Source organism: Georgenia satyanarayanai (assembly GCF_900116375.1).
Lineage (GTDB): Bacteria > Actinomycetota > Actinomycetes > Actinomycetales > Actinomycetaceae > Oceanitalea > Oceanitalea nanhaiensis.
The window spans coordinates 83,540-108,954 of the sequence record NZ_UETB01000004.1; the positions used below are offsets into that span (position 1 = coordinate 83,540).

General features: G+C 71.3%; 31 protein-coding genes. 3 read left to right on the forward strand and 28 right to left on the reverse strand.

Annotated elements, in window-relative coordinates:
• Position 1 precedes the first annotated feature (1 nt).
• The 7 genes from DSZ44_RS07605 to DSZ44_RS07635 are packed head-to-tail and all read right to left on the reverse strand — an operon-like array spanning position 2 to position 10,068.
• The gene (locus tag DSZ44_RS07605) at positions 2-445 is read right to left on the reverse strand and encodes a hypothetical protein (protein ID WP_110852020.1); all 444 of its coding nucleotides are present in this window, start codon (positions 443-445) and stop codon (positions 2-4) included.
• Positions 442-636 (reverse strand): hypothetical protein, encoded by a 195-nt coding sequence (locus tag DSZ44_RS07610; protein ID WP_110852021.1) that lies wholly within the window; start codon positions 634-636, stop codon positions 442-444. Before DSZ44_RS07610 ends, DSZ44_RS07605 begins: the two co-directional genes overlap by 4 nt.
• A complete protein-coding gene (locus DSZ44_RS07615; RefSeq protein ID WP_110852022.1) occupies positions 636-3,347 on the reverse strand; it encodes a tail fiber domain-containing protein in 2,712 nt (903 codons plus the stop codon). The genes DSZ44_RS07610 and DSZ44_RS07615 overlap by 1 nt, the downstream gene beginning before the upstream one ends.
• Positions 3,347-4,837 carry a hypothetical protein gene (locus DSZ44_RS07620; protein WP_110852023.1) on the reverse strand — a complete coding sequence of 497 codons (1,491 nt, stop codon included), beginning with the start codon at positions 4,835-4,837 and terminating at the stop codon, positions 3,347-3,349. Before DSZ44_RS07620 ends, DSZ44_RS07615 begins: the two co-directional genes overlap by 1 nt.
• Complete coding sequence (locus DSZ44_RS18245; RefSeq protein ID WP_181424568.1) at positions 4,834-5,844, reverse strand: hypothetical protein; 1,011 nt, start codon at positions 5,842-5,844, stop codon at positions 4,834-4,836. The genes DSZ44_RS07620 and DSZ44_RS18245 overlap by 4 nt, the downstream gene beginning before the upstream one ends.
• Before the next feature lie 22 nt (positions 5,845-5,866).
• Positions 5,867-6,724 (reverse strand): hypothetical protein, encoded by an 858-nt coding sequence (locus tag DSZ44_RS07630; RefSeq protein ID WP_110852024.1) that lies wholly within the window; start codon positions 6,722-6,724, stop codon positions 5,867-5,869.
• Entirely contained in the window at positions 6,721-10,068 is a 3,348-nt protein-coding gene (locus DSZ44_RS07635) for a phage tail tape measure protein (RefSeq protein WP_110852025.1), read from the reverse strand. The genes DSZ44_RS07630 and DSZ44_RS07635 overlap by 4 nt, the downstream gene beginning before the upstream one ends.
• 44 nt (positions 10,069-10,112) lie before the next feature.
• Between DSZ44_RS07635 and DSZ44_RS07640 the strand changes: the two genes are divergently transcribed.
• A complete protein-coding gene (locus DSZ44_RS07640) occupies positions 10,113-10,295 on the forward strand; it encodes a hypothetical protein (protein WP_146237498.1) in 183 nt (60 codons plus the stop codon).
• On the opposite strand, the gene DSZ44_RS07645 is transcribed toward DSZ44_RS07640, so the two are convergent.
• From DSZ44_RS07645 to terL, 15 genes are all read right to left on the reverse strand, one after another.
• Entirely contained in the window at positions 10,292-10,582 is a 291-nt protein-coding gene (locus tag DSZ44_RS07645) for a hypothetical protein (protein ID WP_110852027.1), read from the reverse strand. The genes DSZ44_RS07640 and DSZ44_RS07645 overlap by 4 nt on opposite strands.
• A 41-nt stretch (positions 10,583-10,623) precedes the next feature.
• Positions 10,624-11,223 carry a hypothetical protein gene (locus DSZ44_RS07650; protein ID WP_110852028.1) on the reverse strand — a complete coding sequence of 200 codons (600 nt, stop codon included), beginning with the start codon at positions 11,221-11,223 and terminating at the stop codon, positions 10,624-10,626.
• A gap of 116 nt (positions 11,224-11,339) precedes the next feature.
• The gene (locus tag DSZ44_RS07655) at positions 11,340-11,855 is read right to left on the reverse strand and encodes a phage tail tube protein (protein ID WP_110852029.1); all 516 of its coding nucleotides are present in this window, start codon (positions 11,853-11,855) and stop codon (positions 11,340-11,342) included.
• Between the two features lie 4 nt (positions 11,856-11,859).
• On the reverse strand, positions 11,860-12,039 hold the full coding sequence (locus DSZ44_RS07660; RefSeq protein WP_110852030.1) for a hypothetical protein: 180 nt from the start codon (positions 12,037-12,039) through the stop codon (positions 11,860-11,862).
• Between the two features lie 10 nt (positions 12,040-12,049).
• Entirely contained in the window at positions 12,050-12,454 is a 405-nt protein-coding gene (locus DSZ44_RS07665) for a hypothetical protein (protein WP_110852031.1), read from the reverse strand.
• Complete coding sequence (locus DSZ44_RS07670; protein WP_258369304.1) at positions 12,451-12,813, reverse strand: HK97-gp10 family putative phage morphogenesis protein; 363 nt, start codon at positions 12,811-12,813, stop codon at positions 12,451-12,453. The genes DSZ44_RS07665 and DSZ44_RS07670 overlap by 4 nt, the downstream gene beginning before the upstream one ends.
• On the reverse strand, positions 12,810-13,271 hold the full coding sequence (locus DSZ44_RS18065) for a DUF6093 family protein (RefSeq protein WP_146237499.1): 462 nt from the start codon (positions 13,269-13,271) through the stop codon (positions 12,810-12,812). Before DSZ44_RS18065 ends, DSZ44_RS07670 begins: the two co-directional genes overlap by 4 nt.
• Positions 13,272-13,274: 3 nt before the next feature.
• Entirely contained in the window at positions 13,275-13,646 is a 372-nt protein-coding gene (locus tag DSZ44_RS07675; RefSeq protein ID WP_110852032.1) for a hypothetical protein, read from the reverse strand.
• 148 nt (positions 13,647-13,794) lie between these two features.
• Positions 13,795-14,922, reverse strand: a complete 1,128-nt coding sequence (locus DSZ44_RS07680; protein ID WP_110852033.1) for a phage major capsid protein — start codon at positions 14,920-14,922, stop codon at positions 13,795-13,797.
• 10 nt (positions 14,923-14,932) lie between these two features.
• Positions 14,933-15,271: a DUF2190 family protein gene (locus DSZ44_RS07685; protein ID WP_110852034.1), complete on the reverse strand. Its 339-nt coding sequence runs from the start codon at positions 15,269-15,271 to the stop codon at positions 14,933-14,935.
• Position 15,272: 1 nt separating this feature from the next.
• Positions 15,273-16,559, reverse strand: a complete 1,287-nt coding sequence (locus DSZ44_RS07690) for a hypothetical protein (RefSeq protein WP_110852035.1) — start codon at positions 16,557-16,559, stop codon at positions 15,273-15,275.
• A 220-nt stretch (positions 16,560-16,779) separates the two neighbouring features.
• Positions 16,780-17,826, reverse strand: a complete 1,047-nt coding sequence (locus DSZ44_RS07700) for a phage minor head protein (protein ID WP_110852037.1) — start codon at positions 17,824-17,826, stop codon at positions 16,780-16,782.
• Positions 17,827-17,828: 2 nt separating this feature from the next.
• Entirely contained in the window at positions 17,829-18,017 is a 189-nt protein-coding gene (locus DSZ44_RS07705; protein ID WP_110852038.1) for a hypothetical protein, read from the reverse strand.
• Complete coding sequence (locus DSZ44_RS07710; RefSeq protein WP_110852039.1) at positions 18,017-19,627, reverse strand: hypothetical protein; 1,611 nt, start codon at positions 19,625-19,627, stop codon at positions 18,017-18,019. Before DSZ44_RS07710 ends, DSZ44_RS07705 begins: the two co-directional genes overlap by 1 nt.
• A gap of 21 nt (positions 19,628-19,648) precedes the next feature.
• A complete protein-coding gene (gene terL / locus DSZ44_RS07715) occupies positions 19,649-21,175 on the reverse strand; it encodes a phage terminase large subunit (RefSeq protein ID WP_110852040.1) in 1,527 nt (508 codons plus the stop codon).
• A gap of 85 nt (positions 21,176-21,260) precedes the next feature.
• Here terL and DSZ44_RS07720 point away from each other — a divergent pair, with 85 nt between their 5' ends.
• Positions 21,261-21,539, forward strand: coding sequence for a CRISPR-associated endonuclease Cas2 (locus DSZ44_RS07720; RefSeq protein WP_110852041.1), 279 nt, complete (start codon positions 21,261-21,263; stop codon positions 21,537-21,539).
• A gap of 97 nt (positions 21,540-21,636) precedes the next feature.
• Positions 21,637-22,149 carry a hypothetical protein gene (locus DSZ44_RS07725; RefSeq protein ID WP_110852042.1) on the forward strand — a complete coding sequence of 171 codons (513 nt, stop codon included), beginning with the start codon at positions 21,637-21,639 and terminating at the stop codon, positions 22,147-22,149.
• A gap of 80 nt (positions 22,150-22,229) precedes the next feature.
• On the opposite strand, the gene DSZ44_RS07730 is transcribed toward DSZ44_RS07725, so the two are convergent.
• From DSZ44_RS07730 to DSZ44_RS07750, 6 genes are read right to left on the reverse strand one after another with little or no spacing between them, the layout of a single operon-like run.
• Complete coding sequence (locus DSZ44_RS07730) at positions 22,230-23,198, reverse strand: hypothetical protein (RefSeq protein ID WP_110852043.1); 969 nt, start codon at positions 23,196-23,198, stop codon at positions 22,230-22,232.
• A 5-nt stretch (positions 23,199-23,203) separates the two neighbouring features.
• Positions 23,204-23,329 (reverse strand): hypothetical protein, encoded by a 126-nt coding sequence (locus DSZ44_RS18750; RefSeq protein WP_258369306.1) that lies wholly within the window; start codon positions 23,327-23,329, stop codon positions 23,204-23,206.
• Positions 23,326-24,009 carry a hypothetical protein gene (locus DSZ44_RS07735; protein WP_110852184.1) on the reverse strand — a complete coding sequence of 228 codons (684 nt, stop codon included), beginning with the start codon at positions 24,007-24,009 and terminating at the stop codon, positions 23,326-23,328. Before DSZ44_RS07735 ends, DSZ44_RS18750 begins: the two co-directional genes overlap by 4 nt.
• 2 nt (positions 24,010-24,011) lie before the next feature.
• A complete protein-coding gene (locus tag DSZ44_RS07740; RefSeq protein ID WP_110852044.1) occupies positions 24,012-24,308 on the reverse strand; it encodes a hypothetical protein in 297 nt (98 codons plus the stop codon).
• The gene (locus DSZ44_RS07745) at positions 24,305-24,844 is read right to left on the reverse strand and encodes a hypothetical protein (RefSeq protein WP_110852045.1); all 540 of its coding nucleotides are present in this window, start codon (positions 24,842-24,844) and stop codon (positions 24,305-24,307) included. The genes DSZ44_RS07740 and DSZ44_RS07745 overlap by 4 nt, the downstream gene beginning before the upstream one ends.
• Before the next feature lie 11 nt (positions 24,845-24,855).
• On the reverse strand, positions 24,856-25,281 hold the full coding sequence (locus tag DSZ44_RS07750; RefSeq protein WP_110852046.1) for a hypothetical protein: 426 nt from the start codon (positions 25,279-25,281) through the stop codon (positions 24,856-24,858).
• Between the last annotated feature and the right edge of the window lie 134 nt (positions 25,282-25,415).

A 25,415-nucleotide genomic window follows, 5' to 3' on the forward strand; every position in this document is an offset into this window, starting at 1 on the left:
GTCAGTCGGTGGGGGTGGAAGTCACCCGGTCCGGGTCGTAGGGCCGTTGCTTCACGCGATGCCAGCGCACGAAGTGGAGGGCGCCCATGCCGAACACGAAGCCCGCCTGCAGGAGCCGGTTCGAGGACGGGTCACCGGTCACCTGCAGCGAGAGGATGATCGCGAGGTAGACCGCGCTCGAGAGGATGACCAAGGTCACGGCGGTGCGTTCCAGCCACCAGATGCCCGCGAGCGCTGTCGGGACCCCGAGGGCGCCACCGACGGCGAGCGTCGCTGCGAGGAGCCGCATCGAGAAGGTCCCGACGGCGCCCTCCACTGTCGTCGGGGGGACGACGAGGGAGTAGAGCGCGACTGCCGTGAGGACGGCGTAGACGAGGGCGTGGGTGACGGAGATGGTCCGCGGCTCGTTGATGTGGCGCCACAGGCGCACCGCGAGGCCGATCACGTCGCCTGCCCGCCGTCGGCAGGCTGCTCGGTCGGGGCGGTTGCGTCGGCGAGCTGCTGGCGCAGCTGGCCGATCTCGGCCTTCGCGGCCTCGAGCTCGGTGCGCGTGGCCGCGAGCGTCACCTCGAGGTCGATGGCACGACCACCCATCGACTGTGTGAGGTGCGTGAGCATCGCGTTGGGGTCGAGCATCAGGGGCGTCCTTCCAGGGAGGTGACTCGGTCGCGGAGGTCGCGGACGAGGGGGATGAGCAGGGTCCACAGCCGCCCGTAGGCCAGGCCTTCGACCTGGCCGTCGTCGCCGTAGGTGACGAACTCGGTCAGGCCGGCGGCCTCGACGTCCTCGGCGATGAGACCGGGGATGCGTCGCAGGGGCTGGATGGCGTCGAGCTCGGCCGGATTCGGCTCGGGCCCGAACGCCGTGCTGCGGGAGATGTAGTCCGCGAGGCGCTCGGCGTCGCCGTGGTCGAACCACGTGACCGGGTCGACGTCGAGGAGCCGGGCGGGCACGTCGGTGTCGACGGGCTCGATGACGTCCTTGTAGCGGCGGGCCGAGGTGGACCGGGCGAGGGTGCCGTTGGACGGGGCAACGAACATGTTCGGGTCCGTCGTCGTCGTCGTGTTCGCCGCGCCGGGTGCGCGGACGCGGCCGCCGCCGATGTTCTCGAAGTAGAACCGGGTGTCGGTGTTCGCGGTCAGGCCGATCGAGTCCGCGTTGATGCGCCCGTTGATGTCGAGCGCGGAGAAGGTCCCAAGCCCGTCCGGCTGGATCAGCCAGCGCCCCACCGAGTACAGCGTCCCGGCGGGCATGCCGGTGATGCCGCCGTCGACGCGGATGTAGCCGCCCGTCCTCGCCGAGAGCATGAGGTCCCACTGCGGGTAGCCGTCCCAGTTGAAGCCGGCCGTGATGTACGCGTCGGACCAGTACCCCTCCCCGGACTCGGAGAAGACGAGGATCGGGTACCCGCGGTTCGACTGCGTCGCGAGCATCCCGGAGGACCCCGGCCGGGCGGTGCGGAACTCGCCGGCGAGCCAGTTGCTCACGCCGTCGATGTTCACGGTCTGCTGCAGGCCCGCGTTCCATGCCCGCAAGCCCACGGTGTCCAGCTGGGTGCGTTGCCCGGTCGCCGCGGTGCGGAAGGTCCCGCCGGTGAAGGTGCCGCCGATGAAGGTGCGGCCCTGGAACAGGTCCGCGGTGACGAACACGGAGCGGAGGTCGACGAGGTCGATCTGCAGCGCCTTGATCGAGTCGGTCTCGATGCGGCCGCCGTCGATCCTCGTCGTCCCGGTTGCTGTCCACGCCGTGACCCGCTCGCGGATCTCGTCGTACAGGCCCAGGCGCCCGGGCAGGCCGTTGACCTTCGACTGCTGCAGCACCGGGATGCGGGCATCCGCGAGGGTGCCCGACCCGATCTTCGACGCCGGCAGACTGCCGACCTCCGACGCCTGCCACGGGCCCCCGACGACGAGCGTCGCCGTGCGCAGCGAGCCGACGAAGCCCTCGTCGGCGGCGAACGATCCCAGGTCAGCGTGGACGGCGGTGACCTTGTTGGCCGCGAAGATGTTCGTGAAGATCTTCTTGGCGACGGCCTCGTTGAGGTTCGTCGTCCCCGTCACCCGCAGCTGGCCGACGTCGAGCTCGACGAACTGGCCGGCCGCCGCGGCGATCTTCCGGGCGACGACCTCGATGATGTCGGCCGCGCCCGCGGTGAGCTTGCCGATATCGACGTTCGCGATCGCCTCGGAGCGGATCGGGGTCGCGACCCACGTGCTGTTCGACCGGGTCCACTGGCCGACGACCTGCCCCGAGACCGTGCCGATGTGCTGGAAGTACACCGAGCCGTTGGGTGCCTGCAGCTGCTGTGAGGGCGCCGTGGTGCCGTGGAGGACCTTCGGCAGGTTGTCGGCGTGCGCCTTCGCCGCGTCGAGCGCGGCCTGGATCGCGGCCGGGTCCGACAGCGGCACCCACTCGGTTCCGTCGTGGTACTTCGGCACCGGCGCCTCACCGGTGGTGTCGATCCAGATGTCCGCGTCCGCCGGCGCCGGGGCCGTCGTGCCGACCTTGATGCGCTGCCCCGAGCCCGTGACGATCGAGGAGACCTGCTGCTGGATCGCCTGCACGTCATCCGTCAGCCACGCGAGCGTCGTCGGGAAGGTGACGTTGACGAGCTGCTCCGCCGAGGCGAGACGGTCGCGCGCGTCAGCGAGCTGGGTCTCGTTGTCCTGCAGACGCTCATCCAGCTCGGCGACGACGGCCGAGTCGAGCACCGAAAGGACCGTGCCCGTAGCGATGCCCGAGGGCGCCGACCGGCGGCCCGGGATGCTCTTGGTGACGAGCACGACCATCCACGACCCCAGCGTCAGAGTCGCCGTCGTCGTCCCGCCCGACGCCGGGAACGTCGCCACCAGGCGCGCGCCCTCGAGGTTCGGGAAGGGGTCGTCGACGTCGTCGAGGTCTGGCACCGGCTCCGGCGGGGTCGGGTCGTCCGGGTCGTCCTCGGGGTCGGGGACCGGCTCCGTCTCCACCTCGGCGGGCTCGCCGACGTCGGACGCCGGCAGCGGCCGCACCCACGCCTCCACGCCCTCCCCATCCATCGGGAAGCGGTCCTCGTCCGAGGCCATGCGCCCGTCGTAGGAGATGACCAGGCGCCCGACGCCGTCCTGGACGACCGGCGCCGACGGCACCGGAGGGATCGGCCCGTCGATCGGGTACGCACCCCACGTGCCGTCGTGCTGGTCGCCGATGACGACGACCGGCGAGCCAGTCTCCGGGTCTACGACGTCCAGGGACGAGCCCGGCGTCGCGGGGATCGAGGAGTAGGGCAGCCGGGGGGTGTTCTCGAGCACGGAGAGGCGACGGCCCTGCTGGAGGAGCAGCCCGGCAACGTTCTCGATCGCACCCATCAGGCTCCCTCCGTGCTCGGGGTCACCCGGAGCTTGATCACCGCCGGTCCGTCCGGCGTGTACGTGATGGCCATGACCCGCAGCCACATGTCGACCTCGGCCCAGTCCAGGCGACCCATGAGTCGGATCTCGTCGCCCAGCTGGACCGCACCGACCGGTGCGTGCGGGTGGTCGTAGACGGTCAGCTCGGTGATCCGCAGCCCGCCGCGTAGCGTCGGCGCCAGGACCCGGGCACGCTGGTCGGCGGCCGCGGCCGTGGTGACCGTCTTGTCGGTGTGGGTGTGCACTCGCCGCATGCCCGTGGCGGCCGTGGACTGCATCGAGCGGACCATCTTGTGGCCCTCGCCGGCGCCGAAGACCTGCACGTCGGAGGCGTAGTCGTCACCCCACGCGGCCTCTCGCGGGACGGCGACGTTCTCGCCGATGACGTAGCGCAGGTCGTTGCGGCGTGCCCCTCGTCGCGGGTAGGCCAGCTCGAGCCGGTGGACGAGCTGGTCACCGACCCACTCGGTGTGCTCGACCATGTCGAACGGGGTGTCGGTGGCGAGGTCGTCGACCACCTTCCCCAGGTCGTGCGTGGACCACGAGTTGATGAGGAACGGGTCCTCGTCCTGCCGGTCCTGCACGTCCTGGAACGCCTTACGGGTCTTGTCGTTGACGGTCTTCGCGGCGTCGTAGGCCTTGTCCGCCTGGTCGTGCGCCGTCGTCGCTGCGGCCGCCTTCCGTGCATCCGCGAGCGCCGCGGGGACGCTCACCCACGCGGCGGGGGTGCCTGCGACCTTGTGGGCCCGGTTCTTCGACGGCCGGTACCAGAGGTTCTTCTTCGTCTTCGACGGCTCCTTGCCGTCCTTGTCGAGCTCGGCGACGACGACCTTCCCGGTCATGTCGGTCAGGCCGGCCGCACGCAGCGCGGCCTTCGTGGTGGTGTCGAGGAGCGCCTTGGCCTTATCGAGCGTGGTCTTGGCCTCGTCGAGGGTCGCCTTGGTCTCCTCGGCCCGCAGGCGTGCTGCCCGGCGGCCCGGGTCCTCGGGGACGCCGACGGTGACGGGACTGGTGGTGTCGTCGACAACGAGCCCCAGGGCCCCGGCGGGGAAGGACTGCACGTGGGCGAAGATGTCGCGCACGATGTCGAGCGGGTCGGTCTGCAGGTAGCGGCGGTAGGTCGCCGTCCATGGCGTCCTGGCGATGAGCGCACCGGACAGGCCGGTGCACCGGACCTGCAGCGCCTGCCCGTCGTCGGTGAGCGGGGTGCTCGTGACGATGCCGCCGCCGCGGATCTGGCCGCCGGCCTCCGCCCAGATGGCCGTGTGCCAGGGCTTGATGAGGGGCTGGCCGTCCTCGCCGAGGAGCGCGGCCACCGCGAAGGGGATCGAGCCCCCGAGACCGCCGGGGGCGTTGAGTGCCGGTGTGACCTGCACGTCGGTGAGGGGCAGGTCCCAGTGGAGGAACTCACCCGACGGGATCCGCTGGGCAATGTACCGCCAGGTCACGCCGGCCCCTCGGTGAACTGGACGTCGACCATGATGGAGGACGCGTTGTCCATGCGGGGCGGGCCGCCGTTGACGAGCCTGGTCCCGACGAGCCGGATCGGCTGGCGGGTGCCGCGCATGGCGGCGGGGATGGTGACGTCGTCGGACACGCCCCACGTCTCGCGCATCTCGACGCCGTCGGCGGCCGTCGGGTCGAGCGCCCACTTCACGTCCTGGGTGCGGACGTTACCCTCACCCCAGTCGCCCGGGCGGCCGATGCGCGCCCAGATGGTGCCCTGAGCGGCGGAGCGGGACACGCGCACACCGCCCCAGGTGGCGACGATGTTCGCGTGCGTCGCCCACTCGGGGACGTCGATCTCCCAGATGGCCTCGGCGAAGTCGGGCCAGTACTCCGAGGACGGGGACGCGGTGTCGAGCGCGTGGACCGTGGAGCCCTCGAGGTTGTGCGTGAACAGGCGCCGGTAGGTCTTCGGCTGGGCGACCTCACGGAGGTCAGTGATGTGCTCCGCAAGGACGTCCCCACGGTTGGCGGGGCGCGTGATCTTCGCGAGCGCGATCGCCGGGTAGTTGAGGCCAAGCTCGCGGATCGACCGGATGCTCGAGGAGACGTTCTGGATGACCGCGAGGCGCCGGTACTCGAAGCCGTTCGGGTTCGCCGGCGCGTTCCCCTCGTACTGGGGGTCGAGGATCCGCGCGATGACGAGGTCGGTGCGTCCGCTGCCCGACGGCGTGGGCGGCAGGACGGTGGGGCCGTTGAGGATCTGCTCGGAGAACCAGCGCGCTGAGTACGTCTGCAGGGTCCCGCCCGGGTAGCGGTTGAGGAGCAGGCACCCGCCCGGTGCGACGCGCACGCCGTTGCCCGTGGGTGTCATCGGCAGCACCCGCAGCGACTGCGGCGAGGAGATGCCCTCCGCGCCACCCGTCGAGTCGTACAGCTCACCGCGGGCCACCTCGGGCGAGTGCTCCGCCCCGCCACCCACGAACCACGGAGTCGAGTCCGCTGCCATCAGGCCCTCCTAGAAGTCGTCATCACAGGGACCACCAGGCGTCGCGCCAGGTGACCGTCGCGGTCGCCGTACCGGTCCCGTCCGTGCCGCCGAAGGTGATCTCCTGCTGGCCGGGCTGCAGAGCTGCGTCACGCAGCCGGGTGCGGCGGGTGAGGCGGCCCCCCACCGACGCGCCGTCCGACCGCAGGGCCGTCGTCGTGAGTGCGTCGACGGTCACGGTCTCGTCGTAGGCGATGTGCCCGGCGACGCCGATCTCCCAGCCGAGGGCGCGCACGAACGGGTCGCTGATCGGCCCGCGGAACGTCACGGCCACCGGGGCTGGCGCGTCACCGGCGGCGGTCACGAACCCCGCGCGCGGCGCGCTGGAGCGCACCGTGGACAGGGGCGCCGCCAGTGGTGCCATGAGGCCCCCCACGGACGCCGGCACGATCGACAGCGTCACCGACTTCGCCACGTCGTTGAAGTGCCGCGGGTCGGCCAGCTGGAACGTCGCCAGGACCGGCGCCCGGCCGTGGTGCCAGGCGTGCCGCACCGCCTCACCCGCGGGGGTGAAGCGGCGCGGCCGCCCGTACACACGGCGCTGGCGACCCGGCAGCCCGTACCGCAGCACCGACAGGGCTCCCGGGGTGTCCGGGCCCTGCCATGTACGGCGCAGACGCCCGAGAGCGTTCAACGTTTGCCCCTCGGCGCGGACCCGCAGGTCGAACGTCCACTCGGGAGCGTCCTCACTGTCGCGGCCCATGAGCCGGCCGAGCGTCCCGGCGATGTGCTCGTCCGCGGTGACCCGCGCACGGGTGCCGAGGTCGAGCTCCTGGACCCACACGTCGTGGTCCTCGGTGCCGAAGGAGTAGCCGTCGAGGATGAACTCTCCGTCGATCACAGGTCGATCCCCCCTCCGAAGCCGGACGTCAGGCCAGCTGCGTGGAGCGCGTGGACGAGGGTCTTGCCGGTCTCGTTCGCGACGTCCATCGGGACGGCGTTGAGGTAGATCTGGACGGGCGGCGGGGTGGATCCTGTCCAGGCTGGCTGGTAGGCGCGCGGCGCGACGAGGGACCCGGTGCCGTTCGCGAGGCCGGGCAGGCGCGGGAACGTGCCTGCGTGGATCGCCTCGAGGATCGGCCGGTACTCGGCCGTCCGCTCCTTGGTGGTGACCCACTCGCCGCGGTGGACGACGCCGGCGGGCTCAAACTTGCCGCCGTCACCGGTGTACCCGCCGGACCAGAACTCGCCCTGTCCCATCTGCACGGTCCGCTGGTATGTCGTGACGGAGCGGCCGTTGTTCCGGGCGACGAACTGGTCGAGCTGCGACTGTGCCGTGCCGGTGTTCGCGGTGATGTTGACCGCCGCGGACGAGGACCGGATGGTGTGAAGCAGGCTCGACAGCTCACGTTGCGCCTGGGCGTCGTTCCCGGCGATGTCCGCGACGCCCCGGCTGCCGTTGATGGCGGCGATGAGGTCGTCGAGGGTCATGTCGGCGGGGACGCGGTTGCCCAGGAGGGTGACCGTCCCATCGGACTCGTTGACGTTCCCGAGGAGCTCCCCGAGGGTCGAGTCGGCCGGGACCCGGTTGCCGTTGATGGACACGGTGCCGGTGGCGTTGTCGACCTCGACGAGGTAGCCGCCGAGGTCGATGAGGGCCTGCTCGGTGTTCGCGCTGATGTGCGTGCCGTAGGTCTCCTCGTCGACCTGCTGCCCGAACCGGGCCAGGTCGTTGAGGGCCGGCTCCGTGTCGGCCTCGATGCCCAGGTGGACGGGCTGCTCGTTGAACGCCGCGTCGACGTCCGCCGCGACCTCCGCCGCGACAGCATCACCCGTGCCGGTGTACGCCTCGATGAGCTCGCGGCGCTGCTCGGGGGCGGCGTCGATGAACGCCTGCAGCATCGGGGCGCCCTCCGCGCCGGCCGCGAGGAGGTCGTTGACCATCTGCTCACCGGCGGCCTGCAGCTCCCGGGGCATCTCCTCACGGACCAGGCGCGCGGCCGCGACCGCGTTCTCACCCCAGTTCGCGAGCGCCTCGCCCTGCTCCTTGAGCTGGGCGATCCAGTCGGCCATGGACACGTCCTGGCCGTTGTAGAAGTCATCCCACGAGTCATCCGCCGTCTCCGTGGCGGCGGCCTGCTCCTCGGCCCACTCCCGGGTCTTGTCGATGACGGCCTGGTAGGCGTCGGTTACTCCACCGAACGACCCGCCCGCCTCGAGCATCATGTCGAACCACTTCTCGAAGGCCTCAGATGCGGCCTCGAGTTCCTCGGCGGACTGCCCGACCTGACCGGAGAACTCGCCGGTCGCCGCGGTCGTGGCCGCGGTCGCGTCAGCGGTGAGGACCTGCTCGGCCTTCATCGCGGCGAGCGCGTCCACGTAGCCAGGGACGAGCTCGCGGAGGTCCTCGATGTCCCCGCCGCCGGCCTCCCACGCCTCACGGAGGGTCTCGAACTGGGCGCGGGCCTCCTCGGCGTGACCGGACTGGACCATGCTGGCGAGGGACTGGCCGATGGCGTCGAACTGCTTGACGATCGCGTCGCGCTCGACGGACCCCTCACGGTCACCGAGGGACCAGATCTCACCGCCGAAGTCGTTGAGCCGGTCCATGATGCTCGGCGACGTGAGCCGTTCGATGGCTCCCTGGAGGCCGTCGATCTTCCGGAAGTTGATGTTTGAGCCGAGGTTGCTGAACATCGCGTCGATGTCCCCGGCGGCCGTATCCAGGCCCAGGAGCGCCGCGGTGGTCTCGTCGACCGACGCCGCGCCCTCGGACATCGATGTGAGGACGCCGTCGATGATCGTGAGCGTCGCGAGCGCTGCGGCGGTGGCCCCGGCCGCGCGCGTCACGCGACCGAGCCCGGTCGCGAGACCGGGTGCCATGGTGCGCAGGTCACGGAACGCCTTGACGGTGTCGATGACGCGGGGGAACAGGAGCAGGAATCCGCCCGCGGCGAGGGACGCCACACCGGCTACGGACCCGAGGGTGACGAACGTGTTCTGCAGCGGGTCGGGCAGGTCGGAGATCCACCCGAAGAAGTCGGAGACGGCCTCGGACGCGCCCACGATCGCGGGCAGGAACGTCTCCCCGAGGCTGATGCCGGCGTCGACGATGTTGTTCTTCGCGATGTCGAGCTGTGCGGCGGTCGTCTCGAGGCGCTTGCCGAACTCATCCTGCAGGGCGGTGTTCGACTGCCACGCGGCGGCGCCCATGTCGAGGGACTCGGTGAGGAGGTCCCCGGACTCGGCCATCGTGAGGAGCGCCTGGGATACGCGGATGTCGGACATGCCGAGCTCGGACAGGACACCGAAGACGTCCCCGCCGGCGGCGGAGATGCCGCCGAGGCCCTCGATGAAGGTCGCGACCGCGCGGGCCGGGTCCTCCTCGAAGGCGGCGGCGAAGTCCTGCGCGGACATGCCCGCGACGTCGGAGAACGCGGTCAGGTCGTCGCCGCCCTGGGAGACCGCCGAGGCGATGTCCATGAACACGCGGCTGATGGCGGTGCCACCGGCCTCAGCGTTGATGCCGACGGAGGCGAGGGCGTTGGCGTAGCCGAGGACGTCGGCCTCGGACATGCCGATGACGGACGCGGTGGAGGAGATCCGCTGCGCCATGTTGAGGATCTCGGCCTCGGTCGACGCGCCGTTGTTCCCCAGCTGGACGAGGGTGGCGCCGAAGCGCTCGACGCCGGCGGAGCCCTCGCGGTCGAGGGTGCCCATGACGTTGGAGATCTGGGCGATGTTGGTGGCGGCCTCGTCGGCGGTGAGGTTCGTCGTCTCACCGAGGGCGATCATCGTCTGCGTGAAGCCCTGGACGTCCTCGGTCTTCACACCGAGCGCGCCGGCGGCCTCGGCGACGGCAGCGATCTCGCCGTGCGCGGCGGGCAGCTCGCGGGCCATGCCCCGCAGGCCCGTCTCGAGGCCGGCGAGCTGGGTCTCGGTGCCGTCGACGGTCTTCGTGACCCCGGCCCACTGGGACTCCCAGTTGACCGCGGCTGCTGCGGAGGCGCCGAGCCCGGCGACCGTGGCCGTCCCGAACCCCACCATGGTGGCGCCGGCGAGGTCCCACGACTCGCGCTGCAGGTCGGCGGACTGGACCAGGCGGCCCATGCCGGTCTGCGCGACGGTCGAGGACTGGTCGGCCTTCTTCGCGAGCTGCTCGAGGGACTGTGCGCCGGAGTCGATCTGGCGCTTGAAGTCGGCGACGTTCGCGCGGAGGGTGACGGAGACGGAGCGGTTCGTCACGAAGACACCTCCCGGGCGGTATGAAGTTGGGGCACACTGGGTCGATGGACACGACCCGTGAGCAGGGCAAGGCCCGCTGGGTGACGGTGGCGCTCGTGGTGGCGCTTCTCGTGGCGGGGTGGGGGATCGGCGCGTTCGCGGTCGACCGGTCGGAGTTCGGTCTGCTCGTGGCGATCCCAGCGGTCGTGGTGGCCGTGCTCGCCTACCAGCGCCGCGGCCGCGCCTAGCCCCGCCGCCCCTTCTTCGGGGCGCGCTTGGTGAGCTTCTGCACCCACGTCAGCGTCCCGGGCGTCGGCCGGGAGTCCTTCCCGGAGTGGGCCTCCTGCCACTGCTCCCGCACCGCGCAGGCGTGACAGGTGACTTCCTGTACCTCGAAGCCGCCGCTGTGCGCGCCGTCGTGGGCCTCGTCGATGTAGTGGCCGCACCCGCCGGCACACTTCGACCGCTCGTGGATGACGTGCGCCTCGGCGAGGAGGGTGTCGGTGGTGGACCATCCGCCGTCGCTGATCCGCATGACCTGCAACGGCGGACGGCCTCCCCACGCCTTGGCGGTCTCTACCGCGAGGAGGATCCCCGCCCACCGCTCTTGGCGGTAGAGCCGCGCAAGAAAGGGGCGTCCACGCTCACCGGCTGCGTGTTGGCCAGGGTGGCGGCGACGACGACCTTCTTGACCTGCGGCTCGGACACGCGGCGGAACTGCTCGAGGAGCTCGTAGGTGACGCCGGCGGGCTCGACGATCTGGGCGGCGACCCTGCGGAGGACCTTCTCGGTGGCGTCGGTGACGCCCTGCTCGTCGAGGTCGGCCTCGACGCGCGCGATCCAGTCGTCGGAGCGGCCCTCGACGACGACGTCGATGACAGCGCCGGGGGCGGTCATCTGCTCGACGATGCCCTCGGCCTGCTTGCGGAGGGTGAGGACCTTCTTCTGGTTGCCGGCGCGGGCGGCGAGCTCGATGTCCTCGCCGATGCGGTCGAGCTGGGCCTTGAGGTCGGCGCGCGCGTAGAGGGTGACGGCGCGGCGGGTCGGCTTCGCGCCGGTGACGAACGCGGCGAAGTCGAACGTCTCGGCGGACAGGGACGCGTCGGGGCCGACGTCACGGATGCCGTCGGTGAGGGGGGTGCTGGCGGGCTTGGTGCCCAGGGTCTCGTCGGTCACTTCGGGCCTCCACGGCTCTCGTCACTGCTGGATGGGTGGGTCCACGGCTCGTGTGGTGGTTGGGGGCCGGTGGGGGCGCGGAGCCGTGGATGAACACGCGCCCCCACCGGGGTCTGTCAGCCCGCGGCGGCGATCTTCTGGAAGCGGAAGAACTCGCCGACCGCGAGGGGGGTGACGTACTTGATGAAGCCGCCACCGTCGGACGGGTCCTGCATGTCGTCGGGGCGGACCGTGTAGATCGAGTACTCGTCGGCCGCGGTCCACTCCTCGTCGGGGTCGGGACCGAGGCGGTCCATGACCCACATCTCCTGGCCCTTCTCCTTGAAGAGCGCGAACACGGTCTCCGTGTCGGAGTCGGTGAGGGGCCGGCCGTTGGCGTCGAGGTCCCGGAACGGGGTGACGTTCCCCGAGGCCTGCGACTGCGCGAAGTGGGAGTGCTGCCCCTTCGCGCCGAGCGGCGTGTCGTTGTGGGTCGTGGACCCCGTCGGGGACAGCCGGTAGTCCGACTTGAGGACGTGGTCGTGGATGTCGATGCCGGCGTTGGCCTCGGTGGCCGTGACGGCCTGGAGGTTCGCGGGCTTGGTGGTGAGGACGGTGACCTTGCGGCCCCCGTCGGCGGCGGTGAACGGCATGGGCTCAGCCCTCCTGTCGGTCGGTGGCGGAGCCCGTGACGGGCGGCGCCTTGGGGGTGGGCCCGCCCGAGGGCGGGGTCTTGCGGAACGGCTTGGACAGGCGCGGGTGCTCCATCCACGCCTCGGGGACGGAGACCCGCGCCCCGGTGTCCTTGCGGTAGACCAGGACCTTGCTCGTGGCCATGGGTGCCTCCTCAGGCGGTGGTCGAGTAGTACAGCGGCAGGAAGTACCTGGCCGGCGTGGTGTCGGGGTCCTTCTGGACGGGGACCTCGGTGTCGGTGCGCTCCCGCAGCCGCACCCACGGCGTCAGTGCGGCGCCCTCGAGGCGTTCCCGGACGACGCCGATCGCGGCGAGGAGCCAGCTGGTGGTGCCGGCGACGACGGTGACCTGCGGGTTCCAGGTGAGGTGCCCGCCCGGGTCGTCGGAGACGGGCCGCTCGACGGTGGGGCGGCCGGCGGTGGCCCACACGACGACGTAGGGGTAGACGCGGCCCTGTGGGTCGGCGGGTGGGTGCGGGGGGACCTCGCCGTCGTACAAGGTGACCGTGGCCCCGGTGAGCCGCGCGAGGAGCGCAGCGTGGAGGTCGGCCGCGGTCACAGGACGCTCCCGCCGAGCTGCGCGATGGCCTCGATGAAGACGGGCTCGTGGCGGTCGGCGGCGGGGAACAGGAACGGCTGCGCCGCCATCTTCGAGGTGCCCAGCTCCTGCCAGAGGCCATAGGACGCGGTAGGGCCCACCTCGGCGGACATCTCGCCGTGGCGACCGTCGCCGGTCACGGTGGTGGAGATGGAGGACTGCAGGTTGCCGAACTCATAGGGCGCGGCGATCTGCGCGTCCCGCTGAATGTCGAGTGCGGTCTTGCGGACCGCCTTGGAGGCCTTGGCGCCGACGTGGCCGGCAGCGTTGGTGAGGGTGGCGGCGAGCTCGCGGACCTCGGAGGTGTCGAAGTCGATCACGGCTCCTCCTGGGCGGGCTGGTTCGTCAGGTCGAGGTCGCAGTACAGGTCCCGCTCGAACCGGTGCGAGGCGTGCGTGACACCGGTGACGGTGAGGACCTTCCCGACCAGCTGGGGGTCGTCGGGGCACTCGTCGACGCGGACCCTGGCGCCGACGGGTGTCTCGGCGGCGTCGGCGGCGACGGCGAAGAGGTAGGCGCGGGGGGAGACGTCCTGCCCGGCCGCGTCGCGGGACTGCTCGCGGGTGGTGAGCGCCTGCGCACGGAAGGCGCCGACGTGGACCTGTGCGCCCGGGCCTGGGTCGGCGGGGGTGGTGGGCCCGGTCTGGGGGTCCCAGCCACCGGCGGCCGCGGCCGTGGGGGCGGTGATGGTGCACCGCCCGGTGAGGGTGCCGGTCGCGACGGGCTGGTGGTGGGCGGACCAGTCGGGGTGGATGACCCTGGTGGACGGGAAGGGCATGGGTCACCGCCAGGGGTGGAACTCGAGGACGCCGATGCTGTCGCCGTCGTCTTCGTCGGTCTCGGCGCGTTCCTGGGCGGCGCGGGCACGGTGGCCGGCGGCTTGGGCGCGGAGCTCGGCGGCGACCTTGACGCCGTCGGTGGTGAGGTCCTGGGTGCGGATGACCTTCCCGACGAGCGCCTCGGACACGGCGATGGCGTCGAGGGCGTCAGCTGCGGCGAGGCGGACCCGCCATCTGTCCGTGGTATCGATCTCGAGCTGCGGGTCGGGGATGTCGTTGAGGGCGAGGTAGCCGGTGAGGTGGTCATCGGTGAGGACCTGGCGGTCGGGGTCGACGTCAGCGAGGAGGAGTCGGAGCGTGTCGAGCGGGACCATCTGTCCTCCTCAGGGAGTGGGTGGTTGGGGCGCAGGTCGGTGTGTGCGGGAGAGAAAGGAACCCGGCATGGCTCCCCCTGAACCGCCTTCACGCAACAGTGCGGCCGGGGACGTGTTGACGCCCCAACCACCCGGGGTGGCGGCCTGGTCAGGCCTGGCCGGTGGCGGCGTAGGTGTGGATCGGGTCCACGTTCGCCGAGCCGACGACGTGACGGACGCGGTAGAACACGCCGTCCTCGTTGAACGACCCCTCGGTCGGGTCGATCGACCCGCCGCCCGGACGGTTGCCGGCGTCGTTCTTGATGCGGATGTCCGGCGTCTCGTGCCCGCGGAGGAACGCGACCGCGATGGCCGGGCGGGGCCCGTTCGGCTCGGGGAGCACGAACCAGGCGAGGCCCTTGATGCGGCGGTTGACCTCGAGGCGGATGCTGACGTTCCGCAGCGGGTTCGGCTCCACGACCGTCTTGTTGCCGGTGACGGTGCGGATCTCGGTCGCGTTGAGGATCTGACGGGCCGTCATCTCCTGCGCCGGGCCGACGACGAGCACGAGGCCACCGTCCGGCGGCACGAGGTTGCCCTCGTCGTCCTCCCGGGTGGAGACCTTCGTGATGGCCGCGCCGAGGTTCGCGTGGTCGAGGACCTTCGCCTCGGGCGCGTTCCCGTTGTCCGCCTTGAAGAACTCCGGGTTGGGGGCGCCCGTGGCCGGGACGACGAGCCGCTCGAGCGCGGTGACGTCCTCGGTGATGCCGGCGGCGGCGGCGAAGTTCGACGGGATGCGCTGCAGCTCGTCGAGGTCGTCGTTGATGCTGGCCTCCCACGAGAACCCGAACCGGCGGCCGAACTTGGCGACCTCGATCTGGTACTCGCGGGTGTCGTGCACAGCCTCGGGGTACTCGGTGAGCTCGGGGACGCGCTCGAGGGCCGTGCGGCCACCGAGGAGATCGACGAGCTTCTTCGGCTTGAAGTTCCGGACCGTGGTGCGGGTCGCGAACCCGGCCCACTGGGGGGTCTGGGCGCGGTAGGCCGCGAGGAGCTCACGGTCGAGGACGTCGCCGGTGACCGACCGGAACAGGTCGGACGTGGACAGGGCCTCGCGGACGAGGAGCGCGGCGCGCTCGGAGCCGTCCCAGGCGCGGCCCCACATGGCGGCGGCCTCGACGATGGCCTGCGCGCGCTTGGGGGAGTACTGGCGGCGCTGGGTGGGGGAGGCACCGAGGAGGGTGCCCGCGTCGGTGAGCCCGAACGACTCGCCGACGTTGATGATGCTGCTGCTCATGGGGGCCTCCTCAGACCTGGGCGAGAGCGACGCGGATGACGCCGGCGCCGGAGCCCTTGGTCTCCAGCGCGTAGCCGAACAGGGTGTTGTCCGTGGCGGTCGCCGTGAGGGCGTTGCCGGACGTGATGTAGACGGGCGTGCCGACCGAGGCGATGGCGCCGGTGACGGGCAGGTCGTAGGCGCCGTGGCGCCACACCGAGGCGTAGCCCTCCGGGTTGCCGCCCTGGCCCTCCTTGGTGACGGTGACACCGATGAGGGAGCCGACCTTGACGGGGGCGCCGGACTCGGTGTTGTTGGGGACGGGGAGGGACACCTTGAGGCCCTCGTGGAACGCGACGTTCTTGGCCATGTCAGGCCTCCTTCACGGTGCGGCCGAACGCGCCGCCGACGGCGGCGTCGATGGCGGACTCCGACACGGCGGTGTCGCCGCCGGTGAACTGGGTGTCGCCGCCGAGGCCACGGACGCGGCCGGTGCCGGCCGCCTCCTGGGCGGCGGCAGCGGCCTCGGTGACCGCAGTGGTGAACGCGGCCTGGTCGAGGCGCCCGTCCTCCCCGAGGGGCAGGTCGGCGAGGAGGCCACGGGCCTCCAGGGCGTTGAAGTCGTGGTCGGCCTCGGCGATGATCCGGGCCGCGCGCTCACGGTCGGTCTCGCGGTGGGCCTCGGTGACGGCGGTGCGGGCCTCGTCACGTTCGCGGGTGAGGGTGTCGCGCTCGGACTCGAGCGCGGTGGCCCGGCCGGCGTCCGTCTCGAGCTGACGCAGTCGCGTCTCCTCGATCTGGATGGATGCCATGGTGTCCTCCTTGAGGGACTCGGTGGCGGTGGACTGCCCGGCCGGACGGCTCGGGACACTTTCGGTGACGGGCACGTAGGTCACGACCCGCTGCACTTCGACGGGGGTGCCGTCGAGGGCGGTCGCGACGTCGTTCGTCACGGTGTACGTCTGCGTGTAGGTGCCGCTGTTGCCGCCGTTCTCGACCTCGAACGTGACGGTGCGGGCGGTCTCGTCGTAGTCGATGACGTAGGCGTACTGGCCCGAGCCGGTGGCGTGCGCGTCACGGACGAGTTGGCGGAGCTCCTCGGACCGCTGCTGGTTCGACGCCTCGACGACGGTCGCCTCGGTGACGATCAGTGGGGACCGTTCCCGGGCGGACTCGTAGACCTCGCGGATGCGGCCACCGCGACCGGCCTTCGTGACGAAGTCGACCGAGATGGCCTGGTCGATGGACTCGATGATCGGCTTGCCGGTCGCTGGGTCCGCGGACTCGGACACGGTGGCGCCGGCACGGATGCTGCAGCCGATGGCGTCCTTCATCTCGTGGAGGACCTCGCGCCAGGGGCCGAAGGGCTTGGCCTCGGCGACGAGCTCTCCGCCGTCCCAGCGGGCGTCCTCGACGGTGACGGCGGCGAGGTCCTTGATGGACCGCTCGGGGCGGTCGTACATCTCGGTCTCGCCGGGGTGGTCGGCGAACATGGGGGTGCCGGCGGGGAAGACCTTGTTGGTGGCGGCGGCCTCGAGGACCTCGGCCGGGTAGACGCCGGAGGAGCCGACGCCGGGGGTGATGAGGGTGATGAGCATGTTGCCGGACGTGCCGGTCCCGGTGAGGGTGGCGGACTCGCGAATGGTGCTGGTAGCCACGGTGGCTCCCTTCCGGGATGCTGGGGGGCGTGGGGCTGGATGACGCGAACGACGCGCGCGGTGAGCCTGGGGCGTGCCCTGGGCACGACTTCGTGCTGCAGTCGATGAAGGCGACGGCCGCGGGGACCGAGATGGTGCACGAGTGCACGCTGTGCGGGGCCGTGACGTTCCGGGCGCCAGGCTGGTCGACGAGGGGGGAGACCTCGCCCGGGCTGTCGTTCTAGGCCGCCCTCGGAGCCTTGCTGGGCACCATGCTGTCGCGCCACCCGTCCGTGGTGCGGCGGGTCGTCCACGCCTCGCGCGGGTAGTCACCGCGGAGCCACGCGGCGTGGCCCTTGTCGCCGAGGATGCCCCGCTGCTGGTCGACGGTCAGGCTGTCGAACCATGCGTCGGCGTCCGGGGTGGAGTCGGACGGGTCGGTGATTCCGGTGAAGCCGAGCTCGGCCCACGTCTTCGTCTTCGGCACCCGCGCGCACCGGCCCTGCTGGTGGTCGAGCGGGCCGGGCTCGTTGAGCGCGTGGACGGTGCCGTGGTTCGCGACGCACGACCGGCACGTGGAGGGGTCGAGGTGCGCGACCCACGTCCACCCGGTGAGGACGTCGGCGTTCGCCTGGTCCGTGACCTGCTGGGCGGTGCGGGCGGCGTCGAGCATCTCCGTGCGGGAGATGGTGAGCGCCCGGGTGAGGCCCCCGTTGAACCGGTCCTCGAGGCCGCGGACCATGCGCCGTGCGGCGGCCCTGGGGTTCTCGCCGACGGCGATGCCGCGGAGGAGCTCGCGGCGGATCGCGGCGGCCGCCTCGGTGCCGATGGGGCGGGACTGGGCGGTGATCCGCTGCGTGGCCCGCTCGACCATGGCCGCGATCTGCACGGGGTCGGCGCGGACGAGCGTGGCCTGCAGCTCGGCGCGGCGGATCCCGGTGAGCTGGGAGGCGATCATGTCGTGCTCGGCGCGGGCGGCGTAGTCGATGACGACCTGCACGTCCTGGCCGATGGTGATGCCGGTGCCCTCGGCGAGCCGGTCGAGGGCCTGCGCGGTGGCCTCCATGGCAGCCTGCGCGCGCTGGGAGCGGATCACCATGGTGCGGGTGACGCGGCCGCGCTGGGCGCCGAGGGCGAGGTCGGTGACGGCGGCGTCGAGCTCGCCGACCACCTGCTCCCACGCCAGTCCCCAGGCCTCGACGAGGCGGCGGGTGCGGGTGTCGGTGACGCCGGTGAGGAGCTGGTTGAGCTCGTTCTCGATGCGGAGGGTGTCGCGGTTGATGGCCACGGTCAGTCCCCCCGCACCTCGACGGTGCCGTCCTCCTTCGCGGGGCGACGGCACTGGCAGGAACGGCGGGCGCAGTAGGTGCGCGGCTCCTTCTCGCCGAGCACGTGATCCACGACGAGGATGCAGGGCTCGACCGCGTCTGCGGGGACGACGTACTCACCCGCGCGGAGTGTCCCCTTGATGTCCGTCATCACTGCCCTCCCCTCAGCGCCTCGGCCGGGTCCCGGCCCTCACGCCACGCGTCGACCGCGGCCCGGCCGGCCGTCGCCTCCGGGTCGACCCAGTTCCCGTCGTCGTCGGTGGCCTGGTCTACGAGCTCGTCGATGTCCCGGACCCCGAGCGCCGACAGCATCAGCTTCAGGGTCTGCACCGGCGGCATCTTGCCGGTGCCGTCCGCGTCGACGATCGCCTTCATGATCGTCTCGAGCGGGGTGTCGTCCAGCGCCGGCCACACGACCTCGATGGTGTCGTCGTCCGCGTTCGCATCCCCGGCCAGGGACACGACCTCGCGGGGCGCGTGCGGGTCGCGGATGACGGTGCCCTTGAGCGGCCCGCCTGGCGCTTTCACGGCTTGCCGGATCACGTACTGGGCGAGGGCCCGGTACGTGTCGGTCCACAGGGCCTGCCGCTGCATCATGGCGAGCCGGGTGGGGAGGTTGAGGGTCTCGGCGACCGCGCGCGCACCGGTCTGGCCGGGGTCGGACAGGAGGGTGGTGACGGGGATGTCGAGGGCGGCGGCGACCATGGTGGCGAGCGGCCGCCCGGACTCGGCGTCGATGGTGGCGCCGGTCTTCGGGATGGCCTCGAGGGTGACGTCCTCGGGGCCGTGGAACGTGGCGCCCGCGTTGGTGTCGTTCCCGGTCGGGGTGGTGCCGGCGGGGCGTCGGGAGAGGGCCTGGCGGAGCTTCGCGGACTTCGAGCCCTTGGAGGTGGCCCGCCACGCGAACTGCGACAGCGACTTGACGAGGGTGGCCCAGTCGGCGAGGAAGTCGCGGTACGCGCGGGCCCAGGCGAGGGCGGCGTAGGCGTCTCCGATGCCGAACTGCCACCCGTCGAGGTGGTTGACCTTCACGTGGTGGACCGGGGCGTCCCAGTGGACGGGGTGGCTCTGCTCGCCGTGCTCTATGAAGCGGGGCCGGCGTGCGGGCCAGTAGTCGAGCGCCGGGTAGAAGTCGGTGCGGATCGTGGACACGACCCGGCCCTGCTCGTTCACCCCGCGGGCGGTCCACTGGCGGCGGTAGAACCACGGCTCGGACCGGTCCTCGGGGTTCGTGATGACCTCGGCGACCTCGTCGAACGGGATGGTGCGCAGCTGCACGTGCCCGGTGCGGGGGTTCGTGAAGCACGCGATGAACAGGTTCCCGTCCGTTCCGAGGCCCCGCTCGAGGGTCTCCTGCGCCTGCCCGCCGGTGACGGCGGCCTGGTTGCCGGGGTCGCCCCACCATGCCTGGATGACGGCGTTGACGTCCTGCTGCCCGTCCTCGCCCTGCCCGTTGGCGCGCGCGGAGATCTCGACGCCCTGCCCGAACACGTAGGCCTGCCGCACGGCGAGGCCGCGCTTGATGAGGGGGTTGCCGATGGCGAAGACGCGGGCGTTGCGGGCCATCGAGCGCAGGCCCTCGCGGGAGAACTCCTGCTCCATGCCGGCGGTGAGCTTCGTCCAGCCGGCGTCGTCCATGGCGAGCTCGAGGTCAGCGAGGGACTCGCGCAGGACCTCGACCTCGTTGCGGTAGCGGGCGGTCTCTTCGACGGCGTGCTCGATGAGCGTGGAGCGGGTGAGGAGGTTGCCGAGCAGGGCCACGGTGTCTCCTCTCCGCGGGGGTCAGTACGTGCCGAGGTAGGTGTGCGGGTCCATGTCCTCGACGAGGTCGTCGCTGGTGACCATGTCCTCACCGGCGATGAGCGGGTGGAGGAGCAGCTGGTTGATGGCCTGCGACAGGGCGTCGATGGTGTCGTCGTGGGAGCCGTTGGGGAACGCGCGTGCTTCCTCGAGGAGGTCCTCGACGTTCGGGAGGAGTGCCGCCTCGGGGATGTGCACGTTGCGGGAGTGCACGAACGGGGAGATGGCGGCGGCGCGCGCGTACTTGCTGCCCTCGGGTTCGACGGGGATGAGGCCGGGGACCTGCCGGGCGAGCGCGTTGATGACCGCGGGCCCGTTGGCCTTGTCCTCGACGAACTTCGCGGACGCCTGCGGCCACCTGGCGGTCATGGCCTTCACGGCGGCGATCGACTTCGTGAACGAGAGCCGGTCACGGACCTGGTCGAGGAGCCACACGTCGACGCCCTGCCGGAGCCACACCTGCCCGACGACGTAGTCGCTGGACTTCGTGTCCTTGAACGCCATGTCCCACGACTGGACGAGCTCGAAGTCGTGCCCGGGGATGATCCTGGCGCCGTCACCGCGGTCGTACCAGAGGGGCTGGTCGTAGCGGGACCACTCGGCGGGGAACAGGTCGCCGGAGTCGGGGGAGGGGCGGCCCTGGTAGAGGCTGGCCCAGGTGCGGGGTCCGGCCTGCCGTTTGCGGCGCTCCCACTGTGCGCGGGTGCGGGGCACGAGGCGGCCGGTCTTGCGGTCCTTGTAGGTGCGGGCCGACTCCATGAACTCGCCGGGCTGACGGCCGAGGGGGTCGGTCTCGCCCTTTTCGGGGCGGTGGTCGGCCTGGGCGGGGATGTTGACGACGCGCCACTGGTCGCCGTCGTCGGACTTGAGGAGGCGGCCGGCGAGGTCGTCGTGGTGCCACCGGGTGAGGATGAGGATGACCGGGGCGCCGGGGGCGAGACGCGCGGACGCGACGTCGGTCCACCACTCCCACACGCGCTCACGGAACGTCTCGGAGTCGGCCTGCTCACGGTTCGACAGGGGGTCGTCGATGAGCATGACGTCCGCGGGCCTCGAGGTGAGGCCACCGCCGATGCCGACGGAGTAGACGCCGCCGACGTGGCCGGCGAGCTCGAACTCGTTCTGCGCACCGACGTCGTCGGCGATGCGGATGCCGAGCTCGTCGGCGTGGGTGGTGATCTCGCCGCGGATGAGGCGGCCCATGCGGCGGGCGGGCCCGGCGGCGTAGGACGCGACGACGATGCGGTCGTCGGGGTGGGTGGCGAGCCGGTGGACCGGGGTCCACTTCGTGGTGAGCGTGCTCTTGCCCTCCTGCGGGGGCATGGACACGATGAGGCGCCCGTCGAGGGTGTCGAGGGTTTCGGCGATGGCCTCGTTGATGAGGTCGATGGCGGGGGTGCGCCGGAACTTCGGGTCGAGGGCGCCGGCCATGTCCGCTGGGGTGGCCCAGCGGGGGGCGGCGGGGGGCTCGAAGGAGCGGGCGGCGTGCTCGAGGAAGGCGAGGTCCATCGAAATTGAACCTCCTTGAGCCAACCTCCTGGGATGCTCCTGAGTGATCCCCACACCGGCGGGGAAACGAGACGAGGAGAAGTCGATGACGACGTACTTGGTGACCTATGACCTGACCGCTCCCGGCCGCAACTACGACGACCTATATGAAGCGATCAAGTCCTACGGGACGTGGGCGCATGTCGTGGAATCGGTCTGGGAGATCTGCTCGGACACGACGACTGCCGCGCATGTCCGCGATCATCTCGGCCAGTTCCTGGACGGTAACGACAAGATTTTCGTGACCGTCGTCGGGAGAGAGTCGGCTTGGCGGGGACTGCGCGAGTCTCTAACGGCGTGGCTGAAAAAGAACCACGGCGAGTGAGTATGCGGCGAGGCGCGACGATTCGAATGTCAGAGGTCCGTGCGACTCTCGGCTCGATCTCCACATCGGGTGGAGGCAGAGACCGAAGGAACGCCAGATGAGTTTGACCTATGAGCAGCAAGAGCGTGCGCAGAAGCTGTACCAGGCCATGCTGACGACGCCGCACTGGGTGGGAGGTGACGGCAGAAGCCCTCTGTGGTGGGGGCACCTGGTGTCGTCGATCCTCGTCGTGACGGGTGAGGATGAGATCACCTACGTGACCCTGCGGAGCGAGGGCCGTGAGGATGAGGCCGGCGCCTTCGACCTCGAGGGGGTCATCTTCACTGATCGGGTCGCCGTTCACTTCACCGGTGTTGCGGTGGACCGCAATGACTACCTCAGGGAGCCGGCCGTCCAGGCCGTGCCGCTGAGCGAGCTCACGTCGGTCGACGTCTGGTCTGAGGCGGACACTCAGGATCAGCTCACGGGGATGACGTGGCCGGGGAACGTAAAGGCGACGTTGCTGTTCCGGTCAGGGAAGTCGGTCGCCATTCCGCTGCGGCGACCTCAGAACCAGGACGAGCGCACACCGCTGCAGAGGGTGGTGGTTGGGCTGTCGCGCCACCTGTGAGGACCGCGAACGCCCCTCGGCCGCCGGGGGCGGGAGGGGCGTTCGACCCGGTGTCTAGAGACACCTGTCCGAGGCGAACGTTACGAGACTCTGTCCCGCGGCGCAACCATCGACACGCCGAGGGCGTCGCGGAGGTCGCCGAGGCGGAACAGGGGCCGACCGGACCGGTCCTTGCCGCGCATCGGCACGGGTGCGGTGGTCGTGCCTTCCGCGTGGTCGCGCTTGGCCCGGTGTGCCCACACGCGCAGGGTGCCGGGCCGGGCGTCGGGGAGGGCGGCCTCGGCGTCCTTGACGGTGACGAGGGTGTCGGGGTCGAGGCGTGCGGCGTCGGCGAGACGGATCCGCGCGGCCATCCGGTAGGCGGCGTCGCTGTAGTGCATGCCGCAGGTCTCACAGGTGATGTCGTCCCCGAGGCCGTCGCGGCGCCACTCGCGGACGAGGTGGCCGCCGCACTCGATGCAGGACTCTCCGGTGCGCTGGGGCCGGTAGGGGTCGAAGGCCTGGGCGGTGTGGAGGAGCTCGCGCATCTCGGTGCGGTAGTCGTCCCAGGCGGCGGGGCCGGGGTGGTTGGCGGCCCAGATGAGGTGGGCGCTGAGGTAGTTCGCGGGGGCGGTGGTGCTGGCGCCCGGGTCACCGGACTTCTCGGCCCAGGCGTCGGCCCACTCGGTGAGGACGTCGTCGACGCCGGCGGGGGAGCGAACGCCGCGGGCCTGGTAGTACCAGTCGTCGATGTCGCGGCCGAGGTCGTGGGGGATGGTGGCCTCAGAGGGGCTGCCGCCGACGTTCGTGGGGTCGTAGGCGATGGCGCGCACCGGGGATGGCGGGTCATGGGCGATGCGGTCGCGGGCGGTGACGATGTCGGTGAGGAGCTGCTGCTCCTGCTCGAGGCAGCGGGCGCAGATGGGGAGGGAGGTGCCGGTGGGGTGGCCCTCGTCGGGCTCGTCGGATGGGCGGTGGACGATGCAGGTGGGGGAGGTTTCGGGGCAGGTGGCGCAGGTCCAGGTGCCGTGCTCGTCGGGGACGGTCCAGATGTGCAGGTGCTCGGTCATGTGGGTCAGTCCCCTTCGCGGTCGTGGTGCTGGTGTTCGGTGGCGATGTCGTGGGCGATGGCGGCGGCGACGATCGCGATGAGGCCGGCGTAGATGCCGAGCGCCCAGTCGAGGAACTCGTGCGCGGTCACGGCGCCCCACCTCCCGCGGCCAACGCCCGAAGCTCGCGCGGCACGATCTCCACCACGGACTCCTGCCACACGTCCCGCATCCCCGGCGCCATGCCGGCGGCGAGGAGCTGCTCGAGCATGCCGTCCAGGACCCGGCGAATCACACCGGCGACGAGAGCGCCCTGCGACTCGGCGAGCCGCACCCTGCGCTCCTCCACACCGGCCTTCAACGCCGCGGAGGCGACGGTGACGAGGTGCTTCCGCTCCCGCTCGTACAGCACGTACCAGATGGACGGGGCGGCCTCCTGCGTCGTGCCACGATCATCACCGCCGGTCTTCTCCCGGGTGACACCCCACACGAGCGAGTGCTGGCCACCCAGGTCGGCGAGCTCACCGTCGGAGTCCTCGACCTCACGCGACGGCTGCTGCTCGAGTTCCTGCACCTTCCCGCGCAGCCACTGCACGTGACCCGCCGTCCACCGCACCTCCTCGAGCAGCGCCTCCGTCGGGCTGATGTCACGCGGCAGCCCCAACGTCGTCACCGCCGCGAGCGCCTGCTGCTCCGCCACACGCCGCGCCGCAGCGGCCCTCGCACGCTGCGTGGCCCCGCCATGGACGCGGCACACGGTGCCCCCGGCGATGGCCTGACGGGCGCACTGCTGCCCGGTGGACTTCGCGGTCGCGCTGCACTGCTGCGCCATGGTCACACCCGCCCTTCATGAGGATGGTTCTCGGCGGGGGGCTCCATGAGGGTCGCCAGCGGGTTGGCCTCCATCTCGGCGAGCTGCTCACCGAGAGCGGCCAGGCTGGTCGCCACCTCTGCCTGACTGATGCCGCAGTCGCGGGCCAGGCTGTCGAACGCGTGGGCGGCGTTGATGACGGCCTGGTCGTGGGCCTCGAGCCAGGTGTTGAACACGGCTTCGGGGTCGACGAGCCTGCCGAAGCGGGCGCGGATGCCCTGGGTGACCATGGTGTGGACGTCGCTGGTGGTGAGCATCATGGCTGCTCCTGGGTGGGCCAGTGGGCGGCGTCGAGGGCCGCGGTGTGGGTGAGGGGCATGTCGTCGATGGGGTGGCCGAGGTGTCGGGTGCCCATGGCGGCGAGTACGAGCGCGTCGGCCTCGTTGTTGTTCACGACCTCGACGGTCGGGTAGCGGCGGGCGACGGCGAGGAGGACGGCGTCCTTGGGGGCGTTGCCCTTGCCGGTGGCGTACTTGGCGCGACCGGCGGGGGTGACGGTGGCGGTGGGGTAGCCACGGCGGTGGAGGGCGTGCGCGACGAGCCACCACAGGCCGTGGCGGTCGAGCTGGCCGCCTTGGCGTGCCTGGCCGAGGGAGGGGGACTCGAGGACGACGAGCTGGGCGTCGCCGAGGTTGTCGAGGATGGTGGTGGTGAGGCGGTCGAGACGGGCGGCGCGGGCGGGGAGGGTGGCGTCGGCGGTGCCCTTGCTGGTGATGGTGTCGACGGTGGTGCCGCCGGTGTACGCGTGGGCGATGCCGGTGGCGGTGAGGGAGAGGTCTATTCCGACGACGTGCATTTCGGGGCCTTTCAGTACGGGGGGTTTTCGGGGAATCCGTGGTTAGTGGTATTTGTCGTGGGAATGGGTGGGCCGGTGGCGAGTGGGCGAAAGCCGCACCGGTGCTTTATGACGACGACGCATTCGGTGGCGGGTCGGTGGCGGGTGATGGGGCGGATGCCGGGCCAGGTGCGGCCGGAGAGCTGGTGGCGGCCGGGGGTGCCGTGGAGCTGCCAGGTGGGGAGGCCGAGGATGATCGCGGCGGCTTCCTCGAGGGGGGTGGCGGGGTGGGGGTCGACGATGGCGAGGGTGGCGATGGCGGGGGCGTCGTAGCCGGCGATGACGGCGCGGCCGCAGCGGGGGCACCAGCCGGGCTTGGCGTAGCCGGCGGCGAGGCCGAGGGGGAGGCCTAGGCGGGTCTCGATGGCGGTCTGGACGTAGGTGGGGAGGCGGCTCATCGGTCCGCTCCGGATGACGGATGACACTTCTTGTGAAGTCGGTTGCCGCCACACCCGTGTGTATGCGCGCGCGTTAGGGGCTTTGGGGTGTGAAGAAGTGTCACAAGCGTCATAAGCGTCACGACATAGGGGCT